The 19,848-nt window shown below is 39.2% G+C and carries 19 protein-coding genes; 6 read left to right on the forward strand and 13 right to left on the reverse strand.

All coding sequences use genetic code 11. From position 1 onward, the window contains the following. Positions 1–6 precede the first annotated feature (6 nt). The 4 genes from PLZ15_11345 to PLZ15_11360 all read left to right on the forward strand — a co-directional run bounded on the left by PLZ15_11345 (position 7) and on the right by PLZ15_11360 (position 3,349). Positions 7–972: an FAD:protein FMN transferase gene (locus PLZ15_11345; protein ID HOI30339.1), complete on the forward strand. Its 966-nt coding sequence runs from the start codon at positions 7–9 to the stop codon at positions 970–972. Continuing rightward, on the forward strand, positions 973–1,791 hold the full coding sequence (locus tag PLZ15_11350) for an RnfABCDGE type electron transport complex subunit B (protein HOI30340.1): 819 nt from the start codon (positions 973–975) through the stop codon (positions 1,789–1,791). Then, positions 1,791–2,225: a SoxR reducing system RseC family protein gene (locus PLZ15_11355; GenBank protein HOI30341.1), complete on the forward strand. Its 435-nt coding sequence runs from the start codon at positions 1,791–1,793 to the stop codon at positions 2,223–2,225. The genes PLZ15_11350 and PLZ15_11355 overlap by 1 nt, the downstream gene beginning before the upstream one ends. A gap of 65 nt (positions 2,226–2,290) precedes the next feature. Further along, on the forward strand, positions 2,291–3,349 hold the full coding sequence (locus PLZ15_11360) for a saccharopine dehydrogenase NADP-binding domain-containing protein (protein ID HOI30342.1): 1,059 nt from the start codon (positions 2,291–2,293) through the stop codon (positions 3,347–3,349). Positions 3,350–3,355: 6 nt separating this feature from the next. Here the strand turns inward: PLZ15_11360 and PLZ15_11365 are convergent, their stop codons facing one another. Together PLZ15_11365 and PLZ15_11370 are read right to left on the reverse strand one after the other, a co-directional pair. After that, on the reverse strand, positions 3,356–4,615 hold the full coding sequence (locus tag PLZ15_11365; GenBank protein ID HOI30343.1) for a toxin-antitoxin system YwqK family antitoxin: 1,260 nt from the start codon (positions 4,613–4,615) through the stop codon (positions 3,356–3,358). Positions 4,616–4,724: 109 nt separating this feature from the next. Further along, positions 4,725–5,735 carry a TerC/Alx family metal homeostasis membrane protein gene (locus tag PLZ15_11370; protein ID HOI30344.1) on the reverse strand — a complete coding sequence of 337 codons (1,011 nt, stop codon included), beginning with the start codon at positions 5,733–5,735 and terminating at the stop codon, positions 4,725–4,727. A 124-nt stretch (positions 5,736–5,859) separates the two neighbouring features. On the opposite strand from PLZ15_11370, the gene PLZ15_11375 reads away from it, so the two are divergent. Then, entirely contained in the window at positions 5,860–6,264 is a 405-nt protein-coding gene (locus PLZ15_11375) for an acyl-CoA thioesterase (GenBank protein ID HOI30345.1), read from the forward strand. Here the strand turns inward: PLZ15_11375 and menE are convergent. The 7 genes from menE to PLZ15_11410 are packed head-to-tail and all read right to left on the reverse strand — an operon-like array spanning position 6,253 to position 14,450. Continuing rightward, complete coding sequence (gene menE, locus PLZ15_11380) at positions 6,253–7,716, reverse strand: o-succinylbenzoate--CoA ligase (protein ID HOI30346.1); 1,464 nt, start codon at positions 7,714–7,716, stop codon at positions 6,253–6,255. The genes PLZ15_11375 and menE overlap by 12 nt on opposite strands. After that, a complete protein-coding gene (gene menC, locus PLZ15_11385; protein ID HOI30347.1) occupies positions 7,713–8,780 on the reverse strand; it encodes an o-succinylbenzoate synthase in 1,068 nt (355 codons plus the stop codon). Before menC ends, menE begins: the two co-directional genes overlap by 4 nt. Further along, positions 8,777–9,673, reverse strand: a complete 897-nt coding sequence (locus tag PLZ15_11390) for a 1,4-dihydroxy-2-naphthoate polyprenyltransferase (protein ID HOI30348.1) — start codon at positions 9,671–9,673, stop codon at positions 8,777–8,779. The genes menC and PLZ15_11390 overlap by 4 nt, the downstream gene beginning before the upstream one ends. A gap of 22 nt (positions 9,674–9,695) precedes the next feature. Beyond that, positions 9,696–10,523, reverse strand: coding sequence for a 1,4-dihydroxy-2-naphthoyl-CoA synthase (gene menB / locus PLZ15_11395; GenBank protein HOI30349.1), 828 nt, complete (start codon positions 10,521–10,523; stop codon positions 9,696–9,698). A gap of 4 nt (positions 10,524–10,527) precedes the next feature. Beyond that, a complete protein-coding gene (menH, locus tag PLZ15_11400; GenBank protein ID HOI30350.1) occupies positions 10,528–11,358 on the reverse strand; it encodes a 2-succinyl-6-hydroxy-2,4-cyclohexadiene-1-carboxylate synthase in 831 nt (276 codons plus the stop codon). Further along, the gene (menD, locus tag PLZ15_11405; GenBank protein HOI30351.1) at positions 11,342–13,111 is read right to left on the reverse strand and encodes a 2-succinyl-5-enolpyruvyl-6-hydroxy-3-cyclohexene-1-carboxylic-acid synthase; all 1,770 of its coding nucleotides are present in this window, start codon (positions 13,109–13,111) and stop codon (positions 11,342–11,344) included. The genes menH and menD overlap by 17 nt, the downstream gene beginning before the upstream one ends. Further along, the gene (locus PLZ15_11410) at positions 13,095–14,450 is read right to left on the reverse strand and encodes an isochorismate synthase (protein ID HOI30352.1); all 1,356 of its coding nucleotides are present in this window, start codon (positions 14,448–14,450) and stop codon (positions 13,095–13,097) included. The genes menD and PLZ15_11410 overlap by 17 nt, the downstream gene beginning before the upstream one ends. Before the next feature lie 231 nt (positions 14,451–14,681). On the opposite strand from PLZ15_11410, the gene PLZ15_11415 reads away from it, so the two are divergent. Next, positions 14,682–15,104, forward strand: a complete 423-nt coding sequence (locus PLZ15_11415) for a MarR family transcriptional regulator (protein HOI30353.1) — start codon at positions 14,682–14,684, stop codon at positions 15,102–15,104. Here PLZ15_11415 and prmA read toward each other — a convergent pair whose 3' ends face one another. From prmA to purM, 4 genes are read right to left on the reverse strand one after another with little or no spacing between them, the layout of a single operon-like run. Further along, complete coding sequence (prmA, locus tag PLZ15_11420) at positions 15,105–15,953, reverse strand: 50S ribosomal protein L11 methyltransferase (protein ID HOI30354.1); 849 nt, start codon at positions 15,951–15,953, stop codon at positions 15,105–15,107. A gap of 3 nt (positions 15,954–15,956) precedes the next feature. Beyond that, complete coding sequence (gene dacB / locus PLZ15_11425) at positions 15,957–17,369, reverse strand: D-alanyl-D-alanine carboxypeptidase/D-alanyl-D-alanine-endopeptidase (protein ID HOI30355.1); 1,413 nt, start codon at positions 17,367–17,369, stop codon at positions 15,957–15,959. Between the two features lie 10 nt (positions 17,370–17,379). Then, complete coding sequence (locus PLZ15_11430) at positions 17,380–18,738, reverse strand: YchF/TatD family DNA exonuclease (GenBank protein HOI30356.1); 1,359 nt, start codon at positions 18,736–18,738, stop codon at positions 17,380–17,382. A 49-nt stretch (positions 18,739–18,787) separates the two neighbouring features. Beyond that, complete coding sequence (gene purM / locus PLZ15_11435; protein HOI30357.1) at positions 18,788–19,792, reverse strand: phosphoribosylformylglycinamidine cyclo-ligase; 1,005 nt, start codon at positions 19,790–19,792, stop codon at positions 18,788–18,790. Positions 19,793–19,848: the final 56 nt, after the last annotated feature.

The raw sequence follows: 19,848 nt of genomic DNA on the forward strand, positions 1-19,848 counted from the left end.
ACGAAAATGAGAAAAAATCTAATTTACATATTATTAACTATTACGTTGATCTCCTGCGGCAGTAAAGACATTATAAAACGTACTGCAGTTATTATGGGAAGCGAAGTTGAGATTCAAATAAAAGGTGTTAATGAAGTAACTGCCAATAAAGCAATAACAGCTTCGTTTCAGGAAGTCAGACGCATTGATACATTGTTTTCAACATATATGACCGGAAATCCTATGTGGCTGCTTAACAATACCGATGCGGATGAGGTTATGGTTTCTGTCGAAATGTTCAGTATGTTGAAGAAGTGTGACAGCATCTGGAAAATGACTGAAGGTGCTTTCGATCCGGCAATCGGTAACCTAATCGATTTGACCGGATTTGAAAAAGGATCTCCGCAACTGCCGGATGAAAGTCAAGTTAAAGAAGTATTGTCAAGGATCGGCTGGAAAAATATTGAACTAAAGGGAGAGAATGTTATAGTAAAACCGAAAGAACTTAAAATCAGTTTCAATGCGATAGTTCCCGGTTATGCAGCAGATAGAATTGCAAATATTCTCTCTAACTTCGGCATAAAAGAATATCTGATTAATGTTGGTGGTGAGGTCTTTGCAAGAGGAGAAAATTGGAAAATTGGGATACAGCATCCGCGTCGACAGAATGAACTGATCGGCACTATTAAGATAAATGGAATGGGAGTCTCAACATCTGGAGATTATGAGCAGTATATTAAGATGGAAGGAAAACGGTATTCGCATCTTCTCGATCCTCGGACGGGATACCCTGCAAACCTGTGCGAATCTGTTACTATTATTTCTAAAGAGACATCGCTTGCCGATGCCCTTTCAACCGGAGTCTTTATTCTCGGCCCTGTTAAAGGAATTGAACTGATTGAACGACTCGAAAATGTGGAAGGCCTTATTGTAGATTCAACAGGAACAATTTATAAGTCATCTGGTTTCGAAAAATTTTTATCGGGGAAATAGATGGAACTGACACTGATAATTGCAATCGCCACAATGGGCGGATTAGGATTCATATTTGCGGGCGGACTCGCCTTTGCCGATAGAAAGCTGCGCGTTGAAGAGAATCCACTAATCTCAAAAGTAAATGAGTTATTACCGAATGCAAATTGCGGCGGCTGCGGAAGTGCAGGCTGTTACGACTTTGCTGTTAAAGTAGTAGAAGGTAAAGCACTTCCTACCGGGTGTCCTGTTGGTGGAGAAGAAACGGCAAGGTCAATTGCTGAAGTACTTGGTATAGAATCAGGCGCCACTGTTAAAATGGTTCCGAGAATATTGTGCCGTGGCGGCAATAGCGAAGCGGTAAAAAAGATGACAACTTATTACGGACCGTTAAGCTGCAAGGCAATGGCTATTGTTTCGGGTGGCGATAAACTCTGTTTCTACGGTTGTCTCGGAGGCGGCGATTGTGTTGAAGCGTGTCCTTTCGGCGCGATGATTATGAATGAAAACGGGATTCCGGAAGTGATTGAAGAATTGTGTACCGGCTGTGGTATTTGTGTTAAAGCCTGTCCGAGGAATATTATTGAGATGCATCCTGCAGATAGGAATGTTTTCGTCTTCTGTAAAAATCAGGATGATCCAAAAAGATCTAAAGAAGTCTGTTCTGTAGCATGTATTGGATGCGGCATCTGCGCAAGGAAATCCGACGGAGGCATTGAAATGTTTAACAATCTTGGGATAATAAATTACGATAAACTCGATTCTTCTAAAATTCCGTTTGAAAAATGCAGCACCGGCGCAATTAGAAAAATTGGTGACAGGGAAATAACGGTTAACTGATGGTTGAAGAAGTTATTGTCGAAAATGCGGTTGTACTTTCCGTCCATGACCGGATCGCGGAGGTCTCCGTAATTCCGGATAAAAAATGCGAGGAATGTTCTGCTAAAATTATTTGTAAACCGGATAATGGCAGAAATATTGTTAGAGTAGATAATCTGGCGGGTGCCGTTGCGGGCGATAATGTAAAAATAGAGATTAAAGGTAATACAGTTTTATTTGCTTCATTCCTGCTCTACGGAATTCCGTTGCTGATATTAATTGCCGGTATTTTCTCAGGCTTATCAATATTTTCGGGTAATGATTCGGCTGAAATCTACTCGGTTCTTTTCGGTATCGGTCTTATGATAATTTATTTTTTTCTATCCTATTCACTAAATAAAAGACACCGGCAGGAGATCCTTCCGAAAATTGTTTTTATTGAAAGAATTCACTAAATATTTACAGTAAAAACTAACTTCACTGTTTCCGGCGTTAAATTATTTTAAAGAAAGGCTTTTATTTGAACCATAGTGAAAAGAAATTAATGATCTACGGTGCCAACGGTTACTCCGCACAGTTGATCATAGAAGAATTATTAAAGAGAGGAATTAAACCGGTCCTCTCAGGAAGAAACCGGGAAGCTGTCTCTTCAATTGCACAGAAGTATTCGTGTGAGTTCAGAATTTTCGATCTTACTGGGGAGACAGAATCTTATCAATCTCTGAATGATATCAATACAGTATTAAACTGTGCAGGTCCTTTCAAATATACCGCAAAAGATCTGATCGATTATTGTCTGGAAACCTCAACAAATTATATTGATATAACCGGTGAAATACCTGTCTTTGCTTATGCGTTCGGCAATAACCGGAAAGCCGTTGAAAAAGGGATTGTGATTTTACCCGGTGCCGGATTCGATATAATACCTTCCGATTGCCTTGCCCGGAAATTGAGTGAAAAACTCCCCGATGCAACAAACCTTAAACTCGGATTCTCGAATAAAAAAGGAAGAATATCCCGGGGTACATTACTTACAACTCTGGAATTCATCAGCGGTAAAGGAAAAATCAGGAAGGAAGAAAAATTAATCGATTCTCCGGTAGGGGAGTACATTATCAGAATTAAACGTAATAAATTTTCGTTTTACGGTCTCTCAATTCCATGGGGCGATGTGTTCACTTCTTTTTATTCTACCGGTATACCTGATGCAGAAGTCTACCTGGGTTTACCCCGGCCATTATTTTATATCCGCCCGGCTCTGCTCTTATTCCTGAAACTCTTTAAACTAAATTTTGTAAAGAAACTTGCGGCGGATTACATTAGCAGAAACATTACCGGTCCGGATTTTAATAGAAGAAAACTAACAGAAACTTATATCTGGGGACGCGTTCAGAATAATACAGGCCGGATGGAGGAAGAAGTATATAGAATTATGGAAGGTTATGATTTAACTGCGCGCGGCGCAGCAGAATGTGCAGTAAGAATTATGGAGGGAAATGTTAAACCCGGGACTCACACACCATCAACGGCGTTTGGCAGTAATTTTCTGGATCTATTCGTGCTTGAAAAAATTATTTAGCGATTTTCAATTTCCGCCCAGCTCACCGTTCAGGTAATTCCGTTCGCTTTTTATTCTCCCGTCGATTGTATATGAGATTGCTTTACCGTTTATCAGGTTGTTCTTATAAACATAAAAATCAGAAACATTTCCGTTTTCAAAAAAATATTTTGTAATTCCCTCTCTCAATCCGTTGCTGTATTTTTCTTCAGAGCGGATCCTTCCGTTTCTGAAATAAGTGATTACGGTACCGTCAACTTTATTAATTTTATAAATAACTTCTGATTTTAATTCGCCGCTTAAGTAATATTTTTTTGCAGGACCGTCACGCAGGTCGTTAACATAATTAATTTCTGCGATCTTAATTCCGTCTACATTGTACTCGTGGGCAAGTCCATTCTTCATTCCACCGATAAAAAATGCCGTCTCCTTAAGGTTTCCGTTATCATAATAGGAGCGGGCTTCCTTTTCAATTTTTCCGTTTTCGTAAAAAAGATCCGATTTCAAGGTTCCATTCGAATAGAAATGGCGAACTTTGCCGTTGAGTCTTCCCTCCCGGAAATTCAGTTCCGACCGGATTGTACCTTCGTCGTAATACTCGGTAAAGCTTTCTTCAATCTTATCAAATTTTCCGCCTATCCCGAATCTTTCTCTTTTAACTATTTGTCCCATATCATAGGTATCGACAACCTGAATAGAGCCGTCGGGGTAATAGAAGTACGAGGTTCCGTCGAGAAGATCATTCTTATAATTAGCTTCTAAAGCAACCGCGCCGAAATCGTAATAGACCCTGCTTTTGCCTTCGAGTTTGTCGTCCACATAATATCTTTCCACTTCGATACTACCGTTTTCAAAATAGATTTTCGAAAGGCCGTTAAGCCTTCCATTCTTATAATTCCAGATTGCCTGTAGTGCGCCCGACTTATAATAAGTTTTATTAAATCCCTCTTGAAGATCATTCACGTAATTCGGTTCTGCCCATAGTTCACCTGTTTCGTAGAACCATTTTGATAAACCTTCCAGTTTACCATTGGTATAGTTCCACTCCATACTTTTTGTACCGTCATTAAAATACCAGGTTGATATGCCTATCTCTTTGCCATCCTCAAAAATCCATTCTTTCCAAAGTTTTCCGTTTTCATGATATTCTTTATAGATGCCGTTTTTGATTCCGTTCTCGTAGTAACCTTCCGATTTCAACTTCCCGTTGGGGTAGAATTCTCTTTTAATCTCCTGAGCATTGAGAATTAATGAAAGGAAAAAGCATATGATAAAATAAATTTTCACCGGTCAGTTTTTTTTGAAAGTTAAGTTATGAAAAAGAATCGAAGTGTGTAAGGTATTTTAGGGTCATGGGGAAAAAATGCCCGGCAAATGCCGGGCTCATTTTAAATTATTAAGTTTTTTCTTTAGTTACGATAAGTGAGATTATAATTGAAAGAGATAATATTCCGATGATTATTCCGAGCGACCAGCTGATCGGGAATTTGCCGCCGAAGGCTTCGTTCAACCAGGCCATTTTCAATCCAACAAAAATCAGTACCAGCCCCAGTCCATATTTAAGATATTTGAATTTATTTACGACTCCTGCCAAAAGGAAATAAAGAGCACGAAGACCTAGTATTGCGAAAATGTTCGAAGTAAATACAATCAATGGTTCTTTTGTGATTGCAAAGATTGCCGGGACAGAATCTACAGCAAAGATTATATCGGTCAACTCGACGAATACAAGGCAGATTAAAAGCGGTGTGGCATATAAAACTCCGTTCTGACGGATGAAAAACTTCTGTCCTTCGATCGATGGTGTAACCGGGAGGAATTTCTTGAGCAGTTTAATTACAGGATTCTTATCCGGGTTGATCTCTTTTTCAGGTGCGAACAGAATTTTTATACCTGTAAGTATCAGGAAAATGCCGAATATAATTATGATATAATGATACTGAAGCAGGACCGAGCCGAGAGAAATAAAAATGATTCTGAAAATGAGTGCTCCAAGAATTCCGTAAAAAAGAATCCTGTGCTGGTACTTTGCCGGGATAGTAAAAAATGTAAATACAACCACGAAAACAAAGATGTTATCTACAGACAAGGATTTCTCGATAATATAACCGGTCAGGAACTCGAGAGCCGATTGCCTTGCAGCCGCCTCGGGTATGAATCCGGGAATCGACGCATATTCCGGTTGTGTGGTGAACTTCCATTCGGCATAAAAATAGAATCCTGCGTTAAATATAAGTGCAAGCATTATCCAGACAACGGACCATGTTGCAGCTTCTTTGAAAGAAACTTCGTGAGCCTCTCTGTGAAATACTCCCAGGTCGAGTGCTAACACTAGTAAAACGAATATTGTAAATCCAACATAGACTCCCCAATACTCAGAAAAAGGGAATAAGATTACATTTTCCATTCAACTCCTTTGATTTAATTACCAACAAATAAATGCAAAAATTGATTAAGAAGTTTCATTTTGAAAAGAAAAAAATAGAATTATAATGAACCAATGTTTAATTTTGTATCAAAAACAGGATACTATGTTTAATACCGAATGCAAAGTCAATTTCTTTGATGCAGATCCTGCGGGAATCATTTTTTATGCAAGCCTCTTTAAGTTTTCCCATGCCGCTTATGAAGATATATTAAAGAGTCTGAAAACGGAAAGAGACTATTTTTTCGACAGTGAATTGGTTCTGCCCATCGTTCATGCTGAAGCTGATTATCTTAAACCGATTAAAGCAGGCGATATTCTTGACGTTAATGTTCACGTATCGCGTTTGTTAAAATCCTCATTTGAACTCACTTACACTTTTGAATTGCCGGATCGTTCTATTGCCGCAATAGCAAAAACTGTGCATGTTGCGGTATCCAAGAATTCATTTACAAAAGCTTATTTACCCGAAGATCTCTATTCAGGACTTAGTAAACACTCAGCCGGATGATCGATTTAATTTATCCCTCTCAACCTTACCAATCTCGTTTCGCGGTATCTTATCTACCAAATAGATTCTTTTTGGCACCTTGAATGATGCCATCATATTTTTTAATTGACTGCGAATCTCTTCGCTTGTTGTTTTTTTGTTTGTTACTACAGCCGCACAAATTATATCGCCCCAGGCCGGATCCTTTTCAGAATAAACGAATGCGTCTATAACAGATGGTAACTGAATAATAAACTGTTCAACCTCTTTAGTATTTACATTCTCGCCGCCGGTTATTATAACATCGTCTTTTCTCGGTCCGACAAATAAAAATCCTTTACCGTCAGTAAATCCGTAATCCCCTGTGTGATAATAACTATCAATTTTCTTTTTACCTGTTTCCTCAGGATTATTATAGTATTCCTTAAAGATCGAGCCGCACTTAATTAGTATTTCTCCCGACTGACCCTCTGGGCATTCATTTCCGCCGGCATCAATTATCTTAATTTTATTATTCCCGACCGGTCTTCCGGCCGAATCCGACTTATCGATGAATTGCTCTGTTGAAAGAGCACAGACCATCGAACATGTTTCGGTTGATCCGTAAACTTTAATTACCGGAAAGCCATTTATCAATGCCTCACGGCAAAGATTTGTATCGAGAGGACCGCCGCCGAGATAGACGCATTTAAGTTTTTTGTTCGGACTAACCCGTTTGTCTAATAACTGCTTGAGTGTTGTGGAAACAAGTGAGATGTGTGTCGGATTATAGAATGTCAGGGCTTCGGATATTCCCGAGAAATTTATTGATTCCGGAATAACCACTGCTGATCCAGCCAACAGAGACCGGATTAGAATCATGAAACCGCCGATATGGTAGAAGGGGAGTGACGCCAGCCAGAGATCATCCCTGGTAAGACCGGAAAATGAATCTGTAGTTAAAACACTTTCATATAGACTTTTGAAAGTATGAACCACAGCTTTCGGTTTTCCGGTACTGCCGGATGTAAAAAGTATTAGGGAGTTGTTATTGATATCGAAAATGGAATTAGTTTCTAGATTGGATTCACCCAGGTCATTGAAATCATTTCCGTCAACATCAATTACATTAATCCCGTTTCCGGATCTTCTATCAATTCCTTTTAAATCGGTTATTAAAAATCTGCTTTTAAGGAAATTGAGCGCGCTGAAATTCTCCCCGACTGAATTTCGTGAATTCAACGGAACGGGGAGAGCTCCAATAAACCAGAGTGCGTTGATTATCTTCACAAATTTTTTGGAATGACCGAGTAAAATTCCTACCGGTTCCCCCTCTTCAATTTTATTTAACTTTAGAATTGCAGCAATACGGCAAGATTGCTTTAGCAGTTCGGAATATGAAATCACATTTCCTTCACAAATTAAAGCTGGCGACCCACCGTATAATTCAGCCTGATTTTTCAGCCAGTGATTTTCCCCGGGAATTTTTATCATTGCAAAACCTTGAAATATGGGGGATATGTATCACGATCAAATTTAATTGAACCGTGATCAACCGGATAATATTCCGGCAGAATACTCTTCTCTATGAAATCTGAGGTTGAAAGTCCGTGCGCGTGACTGTGATGAACAATAGATGAAAGAAAAATAAGCATGCTTCTTCCGATTGTTGTTTCGAAAGATGAAGAGATGATCACGTTAATATTCTTTTCCTCTGCGAATTTAATCTCGTCAATCAGTTTAAAAATTGAACCGGTGATCATCGGTTTTACAACAACAAAATTGAAGTGTCCAAGCTCTAAAACATTTCTTAATTCATCGAAAGTTTTTATAGGCGAGTCGGGCGCAACAGGAACATTTACAGCTTTTGAGACTTTCAGCATGCATTCGAAATGACTGCACGGATCTTCTACGTACTGAATATTATAATCGCTCAGCTTTTTGAGATTTTCGTACGCAGTGTCGGGATCCCACGATCCGTTTGCATCGAGCCGGAGAACCGGATTCCCGGGAACCTCTTTTCTAATAAATTCGATAATGCGTTGATCGTCGCTGAAATCGGGTCGTCCGACTTTTATCTTGATAGTTTTATAGCCCGACTTTAACAATTCTTTAGATTGCCTAATTACTTTTTCATAGTCTCCAAGATCGACAAGCGCGTTAACAGGAACTAAGTAATTCGACTTTCTGAGGAAAACGGACTGAATTGTTTCTCGTTGTACGGAGAATAAATAATTTAACAATGCCTGTTCAAATCCGAATCGGACAGAGGGGACAACCGGCTTATCATAAATTGAATCAATCTGTTTATAAAAATCATCATCGATTTGCCGCTCTTGAAAAGAATCGATAATAAAACGAATATCCCTTTCGGCTTCCTCAAGTGTTTCGCTGCTTAAGCCCGGCAACGGCGAAACTTCGCCTGTAAATTGATTACCGTCTTTATTTTCAACAATTAAATAAAAACCTTTTCGTTCCTTAATTATTATCCCAGCCGAGGAGAAAGGTTTTTTAAATCCGGTCTTGAATGGAGCGTATTTAATTTTTTTAAGGATCATACAAGAATACCGATTGCGAAAAGCAATCCGTAAAGGGCGGATAATTTTGCAGTAAGTTCAAGAGTTTTATTCAGATCTCTACCTTTAAGAGAATAGATCATCTTAATCAGTTTTAGTGAAAGAGGCAGACTGATCAATGGCAGGAAAACAAAGATACTTTCCTTGTAAGTAAAATAAACTACAAAAAGAATTGAGTAGGATATAATCAGAAAAAGCACATATTGAATTCTTGTAAAACGTTCGCCGATCAAAACTGCCAGAGTGTTTTTTCCGTTAGATTGATCTTCAATCCTGTCCCGATAATTATTCACAACCAGAATATTGGTAATCAATGCACCGACGGGTATTGACGACCAGAAAGCAGTTGATGAAATTTCCTGCGCCTGCACGTAATAGGTGCCTACGGTTCCAACAAGTCCGAAAAAAAGAAACGACGCGAGATCGCCAAGCCCGTTATAAGCAAGCGGGAAAGGACCGGCAGTGTATGCGATTCCAGCAACAATGGAAACAATACCGAGTATTAAAATTTCCCAGCCGTTTATATAAACAAGATATAGTCCCAGCAGAAAACAGATGCCGAATGTTATCGCGATACCGGATTTCATTTCAACAACTGAAAGGATTCCAGAAGCTGCCGCACGCTGCGGCCCGGTTCTTTCTTTGCGGTCTGTCCCCGCAAGAAAATCGTAAAGATCATTTACAAAGTTTGTTCCTACCTGAATGAGGATTGAACAGAGGAGTGCAATGAGTGCGGCAACGGGTCTGAACTTACCGTCATTTATTGCAAGCGAGGAACCGACAATTATCGGCACAACGGCGGCAAGCAGAGTCTTAGGCCGGGATGCGAGGATCCATGCATCAAATTTTGAAATTGTATTTGTAGTAGGATTCATTCTGGAACTGTACTAAGAATTATCAGGGTACCCTTTTAAATTTCGAAAAGTCCGGCTTCCTCTTTTCATTATAAGCATCCCGCCCTTCTTTAGCTTCCTCACTCATATAATAAAGAAGTGTTGCGTTTCCGGCTAACTCCTGGATTCCAGCCTGACCGTCGAGTTCAGCATTGAATGCCGATTTTAGGAGCCGGAGTGCCAGGGGACTCTTTTCAAGAATCTCTTTTGCCCACTTTATACCTTCCTCTTCCAGCTGATCGACCGGCACAACTTTATTAACCAGCCCCATATCGAATGCTTCCTGAGCATTATACTGACGGCACAGATACCAGATTTCCCTGGCTTTTTTCTGACCGACTATTCTCGCTAGATAGCTTGAGCCGAATCCTCCGTCGAAGCTTCCTACTTTAGGCCCTGTCTGCCCAAAGAGTGCATTATCGGCGGCGATAGTAAGATCGCACATTACGTGAAGTACATGACCTCCTCCGATAGCATATCCTGCAACAAGCGCTATTACGGGTTTTGGAATGCTTCTAATCTGTTTCTGGACGTCAAGAATATTCAAACGCGGTACACCGTCCTTGCCCACATAACCTTTATCGCCTCTTATCGATTGATCGCCTCCGGAACAGAATGAATATTTACCGTCTTTGGCCGGGCCGTTTCCCGTAAGAAGTATTACGCCGACCGATGAATCCTCGCGTGCATCATTGAATGCATCGTATAGTTCTTTGGTAGTCTCCGGACGGAATGCATTTCTTTTTTCGGGACGGTTGATAGAAATTTTCGCAATTCCATCCATCTTTTCATATAAAATATCTTTGTATTCTTTTACTCTAGTCCATTTCATTTTTTTACCTGGAAGTTATGTGTGAACTCAGAAACTGGTCGACAAATTTAATAAAAAGCCCGGGGTTTTCTAAATGAACATTATGGCCGCAATTCTTAACAATTATATGTTCGGATTCCGGAATTAATTTTGACATTTCGGAATTAATCTGAGTATATTTTTCGTCGAGCTCCCCGCTTATAAGTAAAACGGGAAAATTAATGTTTCGCAACCGGTCCCAATAATCCGGCATTAATCCCGTGCTGAAACCCGCAAGCATATTTGATAATCCTATAACACTATTCTGCTTTCTTTGGTTCTTTACGCTTTCCAGATTATCAATATCTTTAAGTGATTCGAATAACGGAATACTGAACCAGTAATCAAGAAATTTGTCTACTCCTTCAGTTCTAATTCTTTCTGAAAGAAGGAAATCAAATTCTACTCTTTCTTTTTTCTGTTCGAAATTCCTAATACCTGCCGTAGAACTTTCCAGAATTGCCGCTCTTATATCAGGATGATATTTACAGCAGTAGGAGAGAGCGGCGCGGCCTCCCATTGAATATCCGACCAGTACAATCTCTTTAAATCTTAGCGAGGTAATGATTCTGTTTATCTGGCGGGTTATTGAATCTGTGGAATAATAATCCGGATTTTCGGGCGAACTGCTTTTTCCATGACCTATTAGGTCTATGGCAACGGGAAGGTATTTGTCACTAAGTTTTTCGTATATGAAATGCCAGTCGCTGGATTGACCTGTAAAACCGTGCAGGAAAATTATCGGGAGTTTATCTTTTGAAATGTCGGATTCATTAACAAGAATATTGAATTCAATATCGTCAACCTGAATTATCATTTATATATTTTTCAATTTCCCCGGTTGCTGTTTCCCAGAATTCAGAACGGAAAATTTTGGATAATCTGGCATCGGTTCTAATCTCAATTACACTAAGACTTTTGCTATTCGATGATTTCCTAAGTGCGTTAATAAAACCTTTAGTTTCATCTACAATATAATAAATACCATTGAATGCTTTGACAATTTTTTCGAATTCAAGTTTCAATGGTGTAGAAAAATTATCCCTGAAAATCTTTCCGAAACGGGAAATTGGAAGAGATTCAAAGATGCCTCCTCCGCCATTATTAATCAAAATGACTGTAAGCGGGATCTTAAATTTCAGCGAATTATGAAGCCCGTTCAAATCGTGAAAAAACGCCAGATCGCCGGTAATTAAAAATGTTGGACGGGACGAATTTGCAGCTATTCCTAACGCAGTCGAGGTTATTCCGTCTATACCGCTTGCGCCCCTGTTTGTATCTACTTTTATTCGCTTTTCTGAACAGGTAGAAAAGAAATCGATATCCCTTATCGGTAAACTGTTGGAGATCATTAAGTTGCAATCGGCGGGCAAATGGTTTATCAAGGTATGGACTATAACCGGCTCATATAAAACCGGTTTAATATCAAAAAGCTGTTTCTTGAGATCATTGAGTTTGTTGTTCATTTCTGCAATCGGCCTTAACCAATCTTTATTTTTCCTACGATCTTTTAACAGCAGATTTGCGGAATTGAACAATTCCAGCGGATTAATCCTGATCCGTTTTTTTGCCGATAGAGACGGGTCGTTTCTGTCGCCGTACTGATTAATAAGAATCTTTTCCGCTCTGCTCGATTTAATAAAATCGTGTACAGGATTGGAGGTTGCCGAACCCCCTACCTGAAGAATTATTTCCGGGTCAAATTTTTTAAGGAATAAATCAGACCGGATTAAAGCGTTAAAGTTCTCTATTATGTTCGATTTTGAATGCTGGCCGTATCTTAAACCGGAAGAACCGTCTGCAAAAACCGGATAACCGGATTTAAATGAGAATTCAACGAGGGAGGAGATAAATTCCTTTCCGTAATTGTTAAAACCGCAAATAATTATTCCTCTCCTCTTCCTTTTTACAGTATCAACGAAAGTTTTAATTGCTGCAGTACTATTTTGTTTAATTTTTATTTCTTTATTATCTGTCGCTTGAAGCTTAATCAGAAGATCTGAAGAAACATCATCCGTATAAATGTCCGGTTCAAATGGTTTATCAAACGGGAAATTAATGTGAACCGGGCCGGGATTAACAAATCGGCTTATTCTAACAGCTTTTCCCGTTATACTTTTCAGCCGATTCATTCCGGAATGTTTTAATTGGGGAAGTCCGGCATCCGCAAAGTACCTTATATGATTCCGGTAAATGTTATCCTGGTTAATTGTTTGATTTGCTCCCTGATTCCTTAAATACGCGGGACGATCTGCCGTACAGATAATTAAAGGAATTCTCTGGTAGTAAGCTTCGATGATTGCCGGATATAATTCTGCAACAGCTGTGCCGGATGTGGTTATTACAATTGTTGGTGAATTAGAAGACTTGGCAAGCCCCAATGCAAAGAAACCGGATGAACGTTCATCAACGATCGGGAAAATCCGGAAAAATTTATTGTGAGAAAAAGCTAGTGTGAGAGGCGTACTTCTTGAACCTGGCGAAATACAGACATTCTTTATGCCGCATTCGGCAATGTAATTTGCAAAGATTTCGCACCAGAGAGTATTACGATTAATTTTTTGTTTCATTCCGAAAGAGGGATAATATCGATTTTAGTTTAAGTTCTGTTTCATAAAATTCTTTTTCAGCATTTGAACCCTCAACTATACCGCATCCTGCATATAAAATCAATTTGTTGTTTGTAATTAGTGCAGATCTAATTGCAACAGCTACAGTTCCTGCGCTGTTCTTATTGTACCATCCCAGAGCACCGGCAAATAAACCCCGGTCGAAATCCTCCAGTTTTTGAATCGCGGTAATAACTTCTTCTTTGGGCACCCCGCATACGGCAGGAGTAGGATGAAGACTTTTTAAAACCGGTGCGAATGTAATTCCGGAATTAAGTTTTGCCGTAATCCGTGTCCATAAATGTTGAATATATTTCAGTTTTTTAATACCGGTTGAGCTAATAATAAGCTCCGAAGCAATTCCTTCTAAACCGCCGGCAATAAAATCGATAACGCTTTGATGTTCGGCAAGTTCCTTTTGGTCGTGCGATAGAATTGATTCGTTCAGTCTGTCCTTCTCTTCGTCGCTGCCGCGTTCTATCGTACCTGCCAGGGCTTCTGTTCGAAGAATATTCCCATCTATTTCGAATAATTTTTCAGGAGTTGCTCCAAAAAAGAAAGATGATTTGCTTCTAAAAATAAATATATATCCGGTTGAATAGTTCTCCAGCAATTCCGAAATAATCATTCTGAAGTCGGGCAATCCTTCTATTCTGAATTCTATCCGACGGGCAAGCACAACTTTTTGAATTGAGCCGTTTCTGATTTTATCTAAAGCGGCATAAATTATTCTTTCCCAGTTTTCTTTTGAAGTATCTTTAATCAGAGTTAAATTGAAAACGTCGCCCCGAATCTTATTTTTTGTTGTCAAAGAGTCCAAAAGAGAACCGACTTCATACATGTATTGATCTATCGGAAGAGAAATTCCGCGGATATAAAAAGCAACGAAGTAATAATTATCATCACTGTTGAAAAAGAGAAATTTCGGGATGAACCGGATTGAAGAATCAAATTCATTCCACTCATTCGTTTTTTCCTCACCCGGAAATTTTGCTGAAATGAGAATGTCGGGTATCCGTTCAGCCGGGGAATTCTCGGGATTTGATATGAAATTTAAACTATTCAGTTCTTCTTCAGTTTGTAATGAATACAGTTGATCGATTCCCCAGAATCTTTCTTTTCTCGACGGATCGTTCCAATAGAAAAAAAATTCTTTTGAATAAAGAAGGTCAAATGATTTTTCGAAAAGATCTCTGTCAATCGGGCAGATAAACTTGCCGGGATTAAGGTAACCCGGGTTATCCTTTATAGAATTCAGATTATTTACAAAATCAGAAATTTTTTGAATTTTTTTCAGCAACTTGATACAATAAAATTATTTGAACGTAAAATATATACTTTGGTCGGGTGGTTTCAAATTAAGTTAAACGACTTATTTTGCGATAAAATCAAACTGTTTAAAAAGTAAATATCACTAAAATTTTTACTTCACAATTAAAAATTAATTCTTTAAGTTTCTAACCAGAACCCATTAAATCATTAGGAGTACAATAGGGAAAATATTCTTCAACAAAAATAGGAGAAACTACTAATGCAAAGCCAAAAAGCTGAAACTGCCCTCCAGCTTTGGGAAAGGCTTTCAAAAGCGCACGATAAGTTTCGTAAAGTGCAAGCAAAGCAAATGTTTGGTGAAAAACTTACCGCACCTCAATTCGGCGTCCTCGAGGTTATCTACAAACTGGGTCCTGTCCCCCTCAAAAAAATAAGTGAAGAAACAATGGTAACAGGCGCAAATATTACATGCGTTGTAGATAATCTGGAAGAAATGGGATTTGTTAAAAGAGTTCACTCGAAAGAGGATAGGAGAGTAATTACAGCCGAACTGACTAACTCCGGAAAGTCAAAACTGGAAAAAATTCTGCCTTCTTATTATGAAAATATTGCTTCTCTCGTTACCAAACTTTCCGACAATGAACAGAAGCAAATTCTCAATATTTTGGGCAAATTGATGTAATTATTTTTTTTCGAAGACAAGAGCAATCCAATCTCCTAACTGAGCCTGCTCGATTGCTTTAAACCGATTCAAAGAATACTTGTCCGAAACCTCAGCTTCATCCGTTTGAAGAAGGCCGGAAAGGATCAACTTTCCGGCCGGATTAATTTTTTTTGCCAGTAAGGGTGCGATCTCAAGCAGTATATGTTTATTAATATTTGCAACTATCAGATCAAAATTACTTTCTTCAAGCTGATTTAATTCCGAAAGCCGGATTTCCACTTTATCTTCAAGTGAATTAAGATTCACATTTTCTCTGCCGTTTAGCAGGCACCACTCATCATTATCAATTCCGATAGCTTTTGAACCACCGAGCATTACTGCCGCAATGGCCAGTACAGAGGTTCCTGATCCGACATCGAGCACGTAATCATCCGGCCGGATATATTTTTCAATAAGTCTAAGAACAAGTTTTGTGGTCTCGTGCTCGCCTGTACCGAAAGACATTTTGGGATCTATTGTAATAACTAGACGGTCATCCCCAGAATTATACTCTTTGAACGACGGCTTTATAACAATTCTGTCGCTTACTTCAACAACTTTAACATTCTTTTCATACTCTTCATTCCAGTTCCGGTCCTCAATTAAATCTGAAGTTATTACATAATCATAAATAAATCCCTCTCCCTTAGCGGATTCAAGGACTGCCGAAATTTCCTCTTCTGTAACAGGATTATTTGGGTCAACAAAGAGATTCAAACTGTTTTCGGTTTCGGTAATACCGGCAAAATCAAATTGCCAGAGCATTCCGCTTATCAACTCGTTGTTTACCGGAGTTGTAACAATTTTATACTGCAGATATTTTTTCATTTATCAGTAACTGTAAATTAATTCGCAAATTTTATCCTGAATTTCTCTTGCGGTTTTGGATGAACCGTTAAAATTCTGGATCATAATTGTAAAGGCAATAAGATGATTTGACTTATTCGTAATAAAACCGCTTAGATTACTTACACCGCTGATTGTTCCGGTTTTAGCACTCACTTTTTTATTTGCAAAAGATTTTTTCATCCGGTCCTTTAAAGTCCCGTCGACTCCTGCTACGGACAAAGAGTTCAGCAGCTTATTAAATACGTCGCTCCTTTTATTGTAAACAAATTTCAGCGTTTCGTTTAGAAGTTCGGCGGAAACCAGGTTGTAAAAGGAGAGACCCGAGCCGTCCGCAATTCGGTAATTCTCCGGATTCAAACCGGTTAGAGTGATCAAGCTATCGATGAGATTAATTCCGTTTGAAGCGGAAGCAGGCTTACCGTAATACTTCAGAGCCATAGCCCTGAGGAGCATTTCGGCGCTAAGATTATTACTCTCTTTGTTGGCGCTTACAACAACAGAATCGGGCAATCGTTCGAGCGAAAAAATTTCTTTCAATCCGTCGGGCAGCGATGCGGTTTTAATTTCCCCGGAAAAATTGATTTTGTAAGCGGCAAGCCTTTCTTTGAATAACTGTAGAAAATATTCTGCAGGGCTGTAGACGTTGAGCAATAAATCATCCGGTTTATCATTTAAAGCTATTTCACCTTTAACGGTGATACTGTTTTTTCTGCTTATCCAGTCCCGGGTTATAAGAAAAGGAATATTTTTCTGTTCGGTAGTAACCGATGTGTTAATCACTTCAACAAAACCGGTTTTGGGTTCGGTATTGATAATAGCCGGTTTTCCTTTAATGTTTGGTGCGTACAAAACTTTTATAACATTATCATTTATGTTGAGAGCAGATAAGTAAGGGGAATTAGGATCCGGATCGTCGTCCCACATCCAGCCGTTTCCCCACATTAGTGAATCTATTGCAGAAAGGTCCGCATAAATATTCCCGCGAATCTCATTTATACCTGAAAGTTTAATCTCTCTAACTAAAGAATCCAGATCATTTAAAGAAAAACCAGGATCGAGTCCGCCTACTAAGTAGATATCACCCTTGCAAACAAAATTTTCGGTAACACCGCTCTGATAAACAGAGGTTTTGAATTTGAAATCATTAAGAAACAAGAGAGACGCACTTGTGGTAAGCAATTTAATAGTAGATGCAGGATGAAAAAGAAGTTTTTCATTCCTTCGGTAGATTGATTTATTTGATGTAAGATCAAAAACATCAATAGCTATCTGACTGCCATTAAAAAAATCCGAAGTAAGAACTTTATTTATCCGATTCTGGAGGCCCGAATTTTTTCCCTGTGGATATACGGAGACTGTAAGAAGCAGGAGTATGAAAAGTAACTTCATTTTCATGAATAGTCCTTTAAAAATATTCTCTCTCTCTGAAATCGACGCCGATCTTATCAGTCACAAATATTTTTGCCGCTTCGGAATCTACATCGCTTAAACCGACGATCGACATAACTACGTGAGTATATTCCTTCGCTTTATTAGCGAAGTCGAGCATTTCAGCATGAAGAGATGAATCGACTCTCATCAACGCTGCATATTGATCAGGATCAACAGAATTCAGGCTTATAGAAACAATATCGATCAACCCTTTCAATTCCGGTGTAATATCCCGTTTGTTTATAAAATTTCCGTGTCCATCTGTATTCATCCTTGTCCGGCCGCCGTTCTCTTTTACGTATTTGGCGATTTGTTTTACAACATCCCATCTGATAGCCGGTTCGCCGTAACCGCAGAATACAATTTCCTTAAAACGCTTCGGGTCGCCGATCTCTCTAATATAAACATCTGCTTCAGGTTCTTCCGACTTTGTCATTTTCAAATTGTAACCGTTTATAACAGCTTCTCCCTTACGATCGCAGAAAACGCAATCGGCATTGCATCTGTTCGTAACATTTATGTAAAGAGAACTGCCGATCTGATAAGTAAAACTTAATGATGGTTTCATACCGATACCGAATAATTTATATGCGTTATAAGAAGTTGTTCTTGCAACATCTTCAACCGAAAGATTGTGAACCTCTGCAATTTTTTCAGCAACCAGTTTAATATACGCCGGTTCGTTCCTTTCTCCGCGTCGGGGAGCTGGTGTCATAAAAGGGGAGTCAGTTTCAAGAAGGAGATTTTCAACCGCGATCCTGCTTAAGACTTTCCTGAGGCTATCTGCTTTTTTAAAAGTGATGTTTCCGGGAAAAGAGATGTAATGATGCATCTCCACAAGTTCTCTCGCATCTTCAACGGAACCTGCAAAGCAGTGATACTGTGCTTTAAGTCCGGTTCCTTTATATCTTCGGGCAAAAGCCATTATATCATCGTTCGATTCCCTGTTGTGGATAATCACTGGCAGGTTGAGTCGAATAGCAAGCTCAATCTGTGCCTCGAAAGCTTTCAGTTGAATATCGCGCGGCGAGAAATCGTAATAGTAATCAAGACCGATTTCCCCGATGGCAACCACTTTTTTGTGCCCGGCGACCTTTTCAAGCATTGGAATCAGATCGTCACTCCACTCTCTAGTATCATGAGGGTGAATTCCGACTGTCGCATAAATCTGCTCGTATTTATCAGCCAGTTCTATTGCACGGGCGGATGAAGCCAGATCTGTTGCGGGTACAATTATATAATCGACTCCTGCAGCTGCCGCACGTTCCAGTACCTGGTCGAGTTCACCGTTGAAATTGGGATAAAACAAATGTGCATGTGTATCTACGAACATATAATCCTTTCAAAAAAAATATTTGCGATGGGGATTAATACCGGAATCTTTATTGAATTACTTCTCCGATTAAAATTCCGGGCTCGCCAAGTGCCGATGCGACATCAAGCGCTTTTTCAACATCGTCCCTGTCGACTATCGCGATTAATCCGATACCAAGATTAAATACTTTTCTCATCTCTTCGATTTTAATGTTACCTGTACTTTTAATAAGTTCGAACAGTGGCGGAATTTCCCATCCTTCCCAGTTTATCTTTAATGAAAGATTCTTTGGTATAACCCGAACTGTGTTTCCAATAATTCCTCCGCCGGTAATATGCGAAAAAGCTTTGACAGAAATTTTCTCCTTCATTTCGCAGATCAATTTTAAATACGACTTATGAACTCTCAGGAGTTCCTCTCCAAGCGTATTTTCAAAACCGGCAGGTATTTCATTAATTCTGAATTTGTCCAGTAAAACTTTTCTGGCAAGTGAATAACCGTTTGTATGGAGCCCGTTGGACTTGAAGCCGATCATCAGGTCCCCGGCAACTACATTTTTACCGTTAATTATTTTATTGCGTTCTACAATGCCAACTATTGTTCCAGAGATATCGTATTCGTCCTCGGTATAAAATCCGGGCATCTCGGCAGTTTCACCTCCTATAAGGGCGACATTATTTTCTCTGCAGGCAATAGAAAAACCCTTAATAATTTCTGCAGCCCTTTCGGGAATCAGTTTTCCAACGGCAAGGTAATCCATAAAGTATTGCGGCTCAGCCCCGCATACAGCAATATCATTTACACAATGATTTACGAGGTCCTGTCCAACTGTGTCGTGCTTATCAGCTGCAAATGCTATTTTTAGTTTTGTACCGACTCCGTCCACGCTCGAGACAAGTACCGGATTTTTATATTTCTCAAGATCAATCTGGTAGAAAGCCCCGAAATGGCCGATACCGGAGAGAACATTCTTATTGAATGTAGATGCAGCCAGTTTTTTGATCTTTTCAACGGTTCTGTCACCGGCATCGATATCGACCCCGGCGCTTTTATAGGTATTATCGGAATTCATCAGATTCGATTTTTTGTTTTCTCAAATATAATCATTATTAAGGAACTGAAACTTTT

It is taken from the genome of Melioribacteraceae bacterium, from assembly GCA_035362835.1.
In the GTDB taxonomy this organism is placed as follows: domain Bacteria; phylum Bacteroidota; class Ignavibacteria; order Ignavibacteriales; family Melioribacteraceae; genus DSXH01.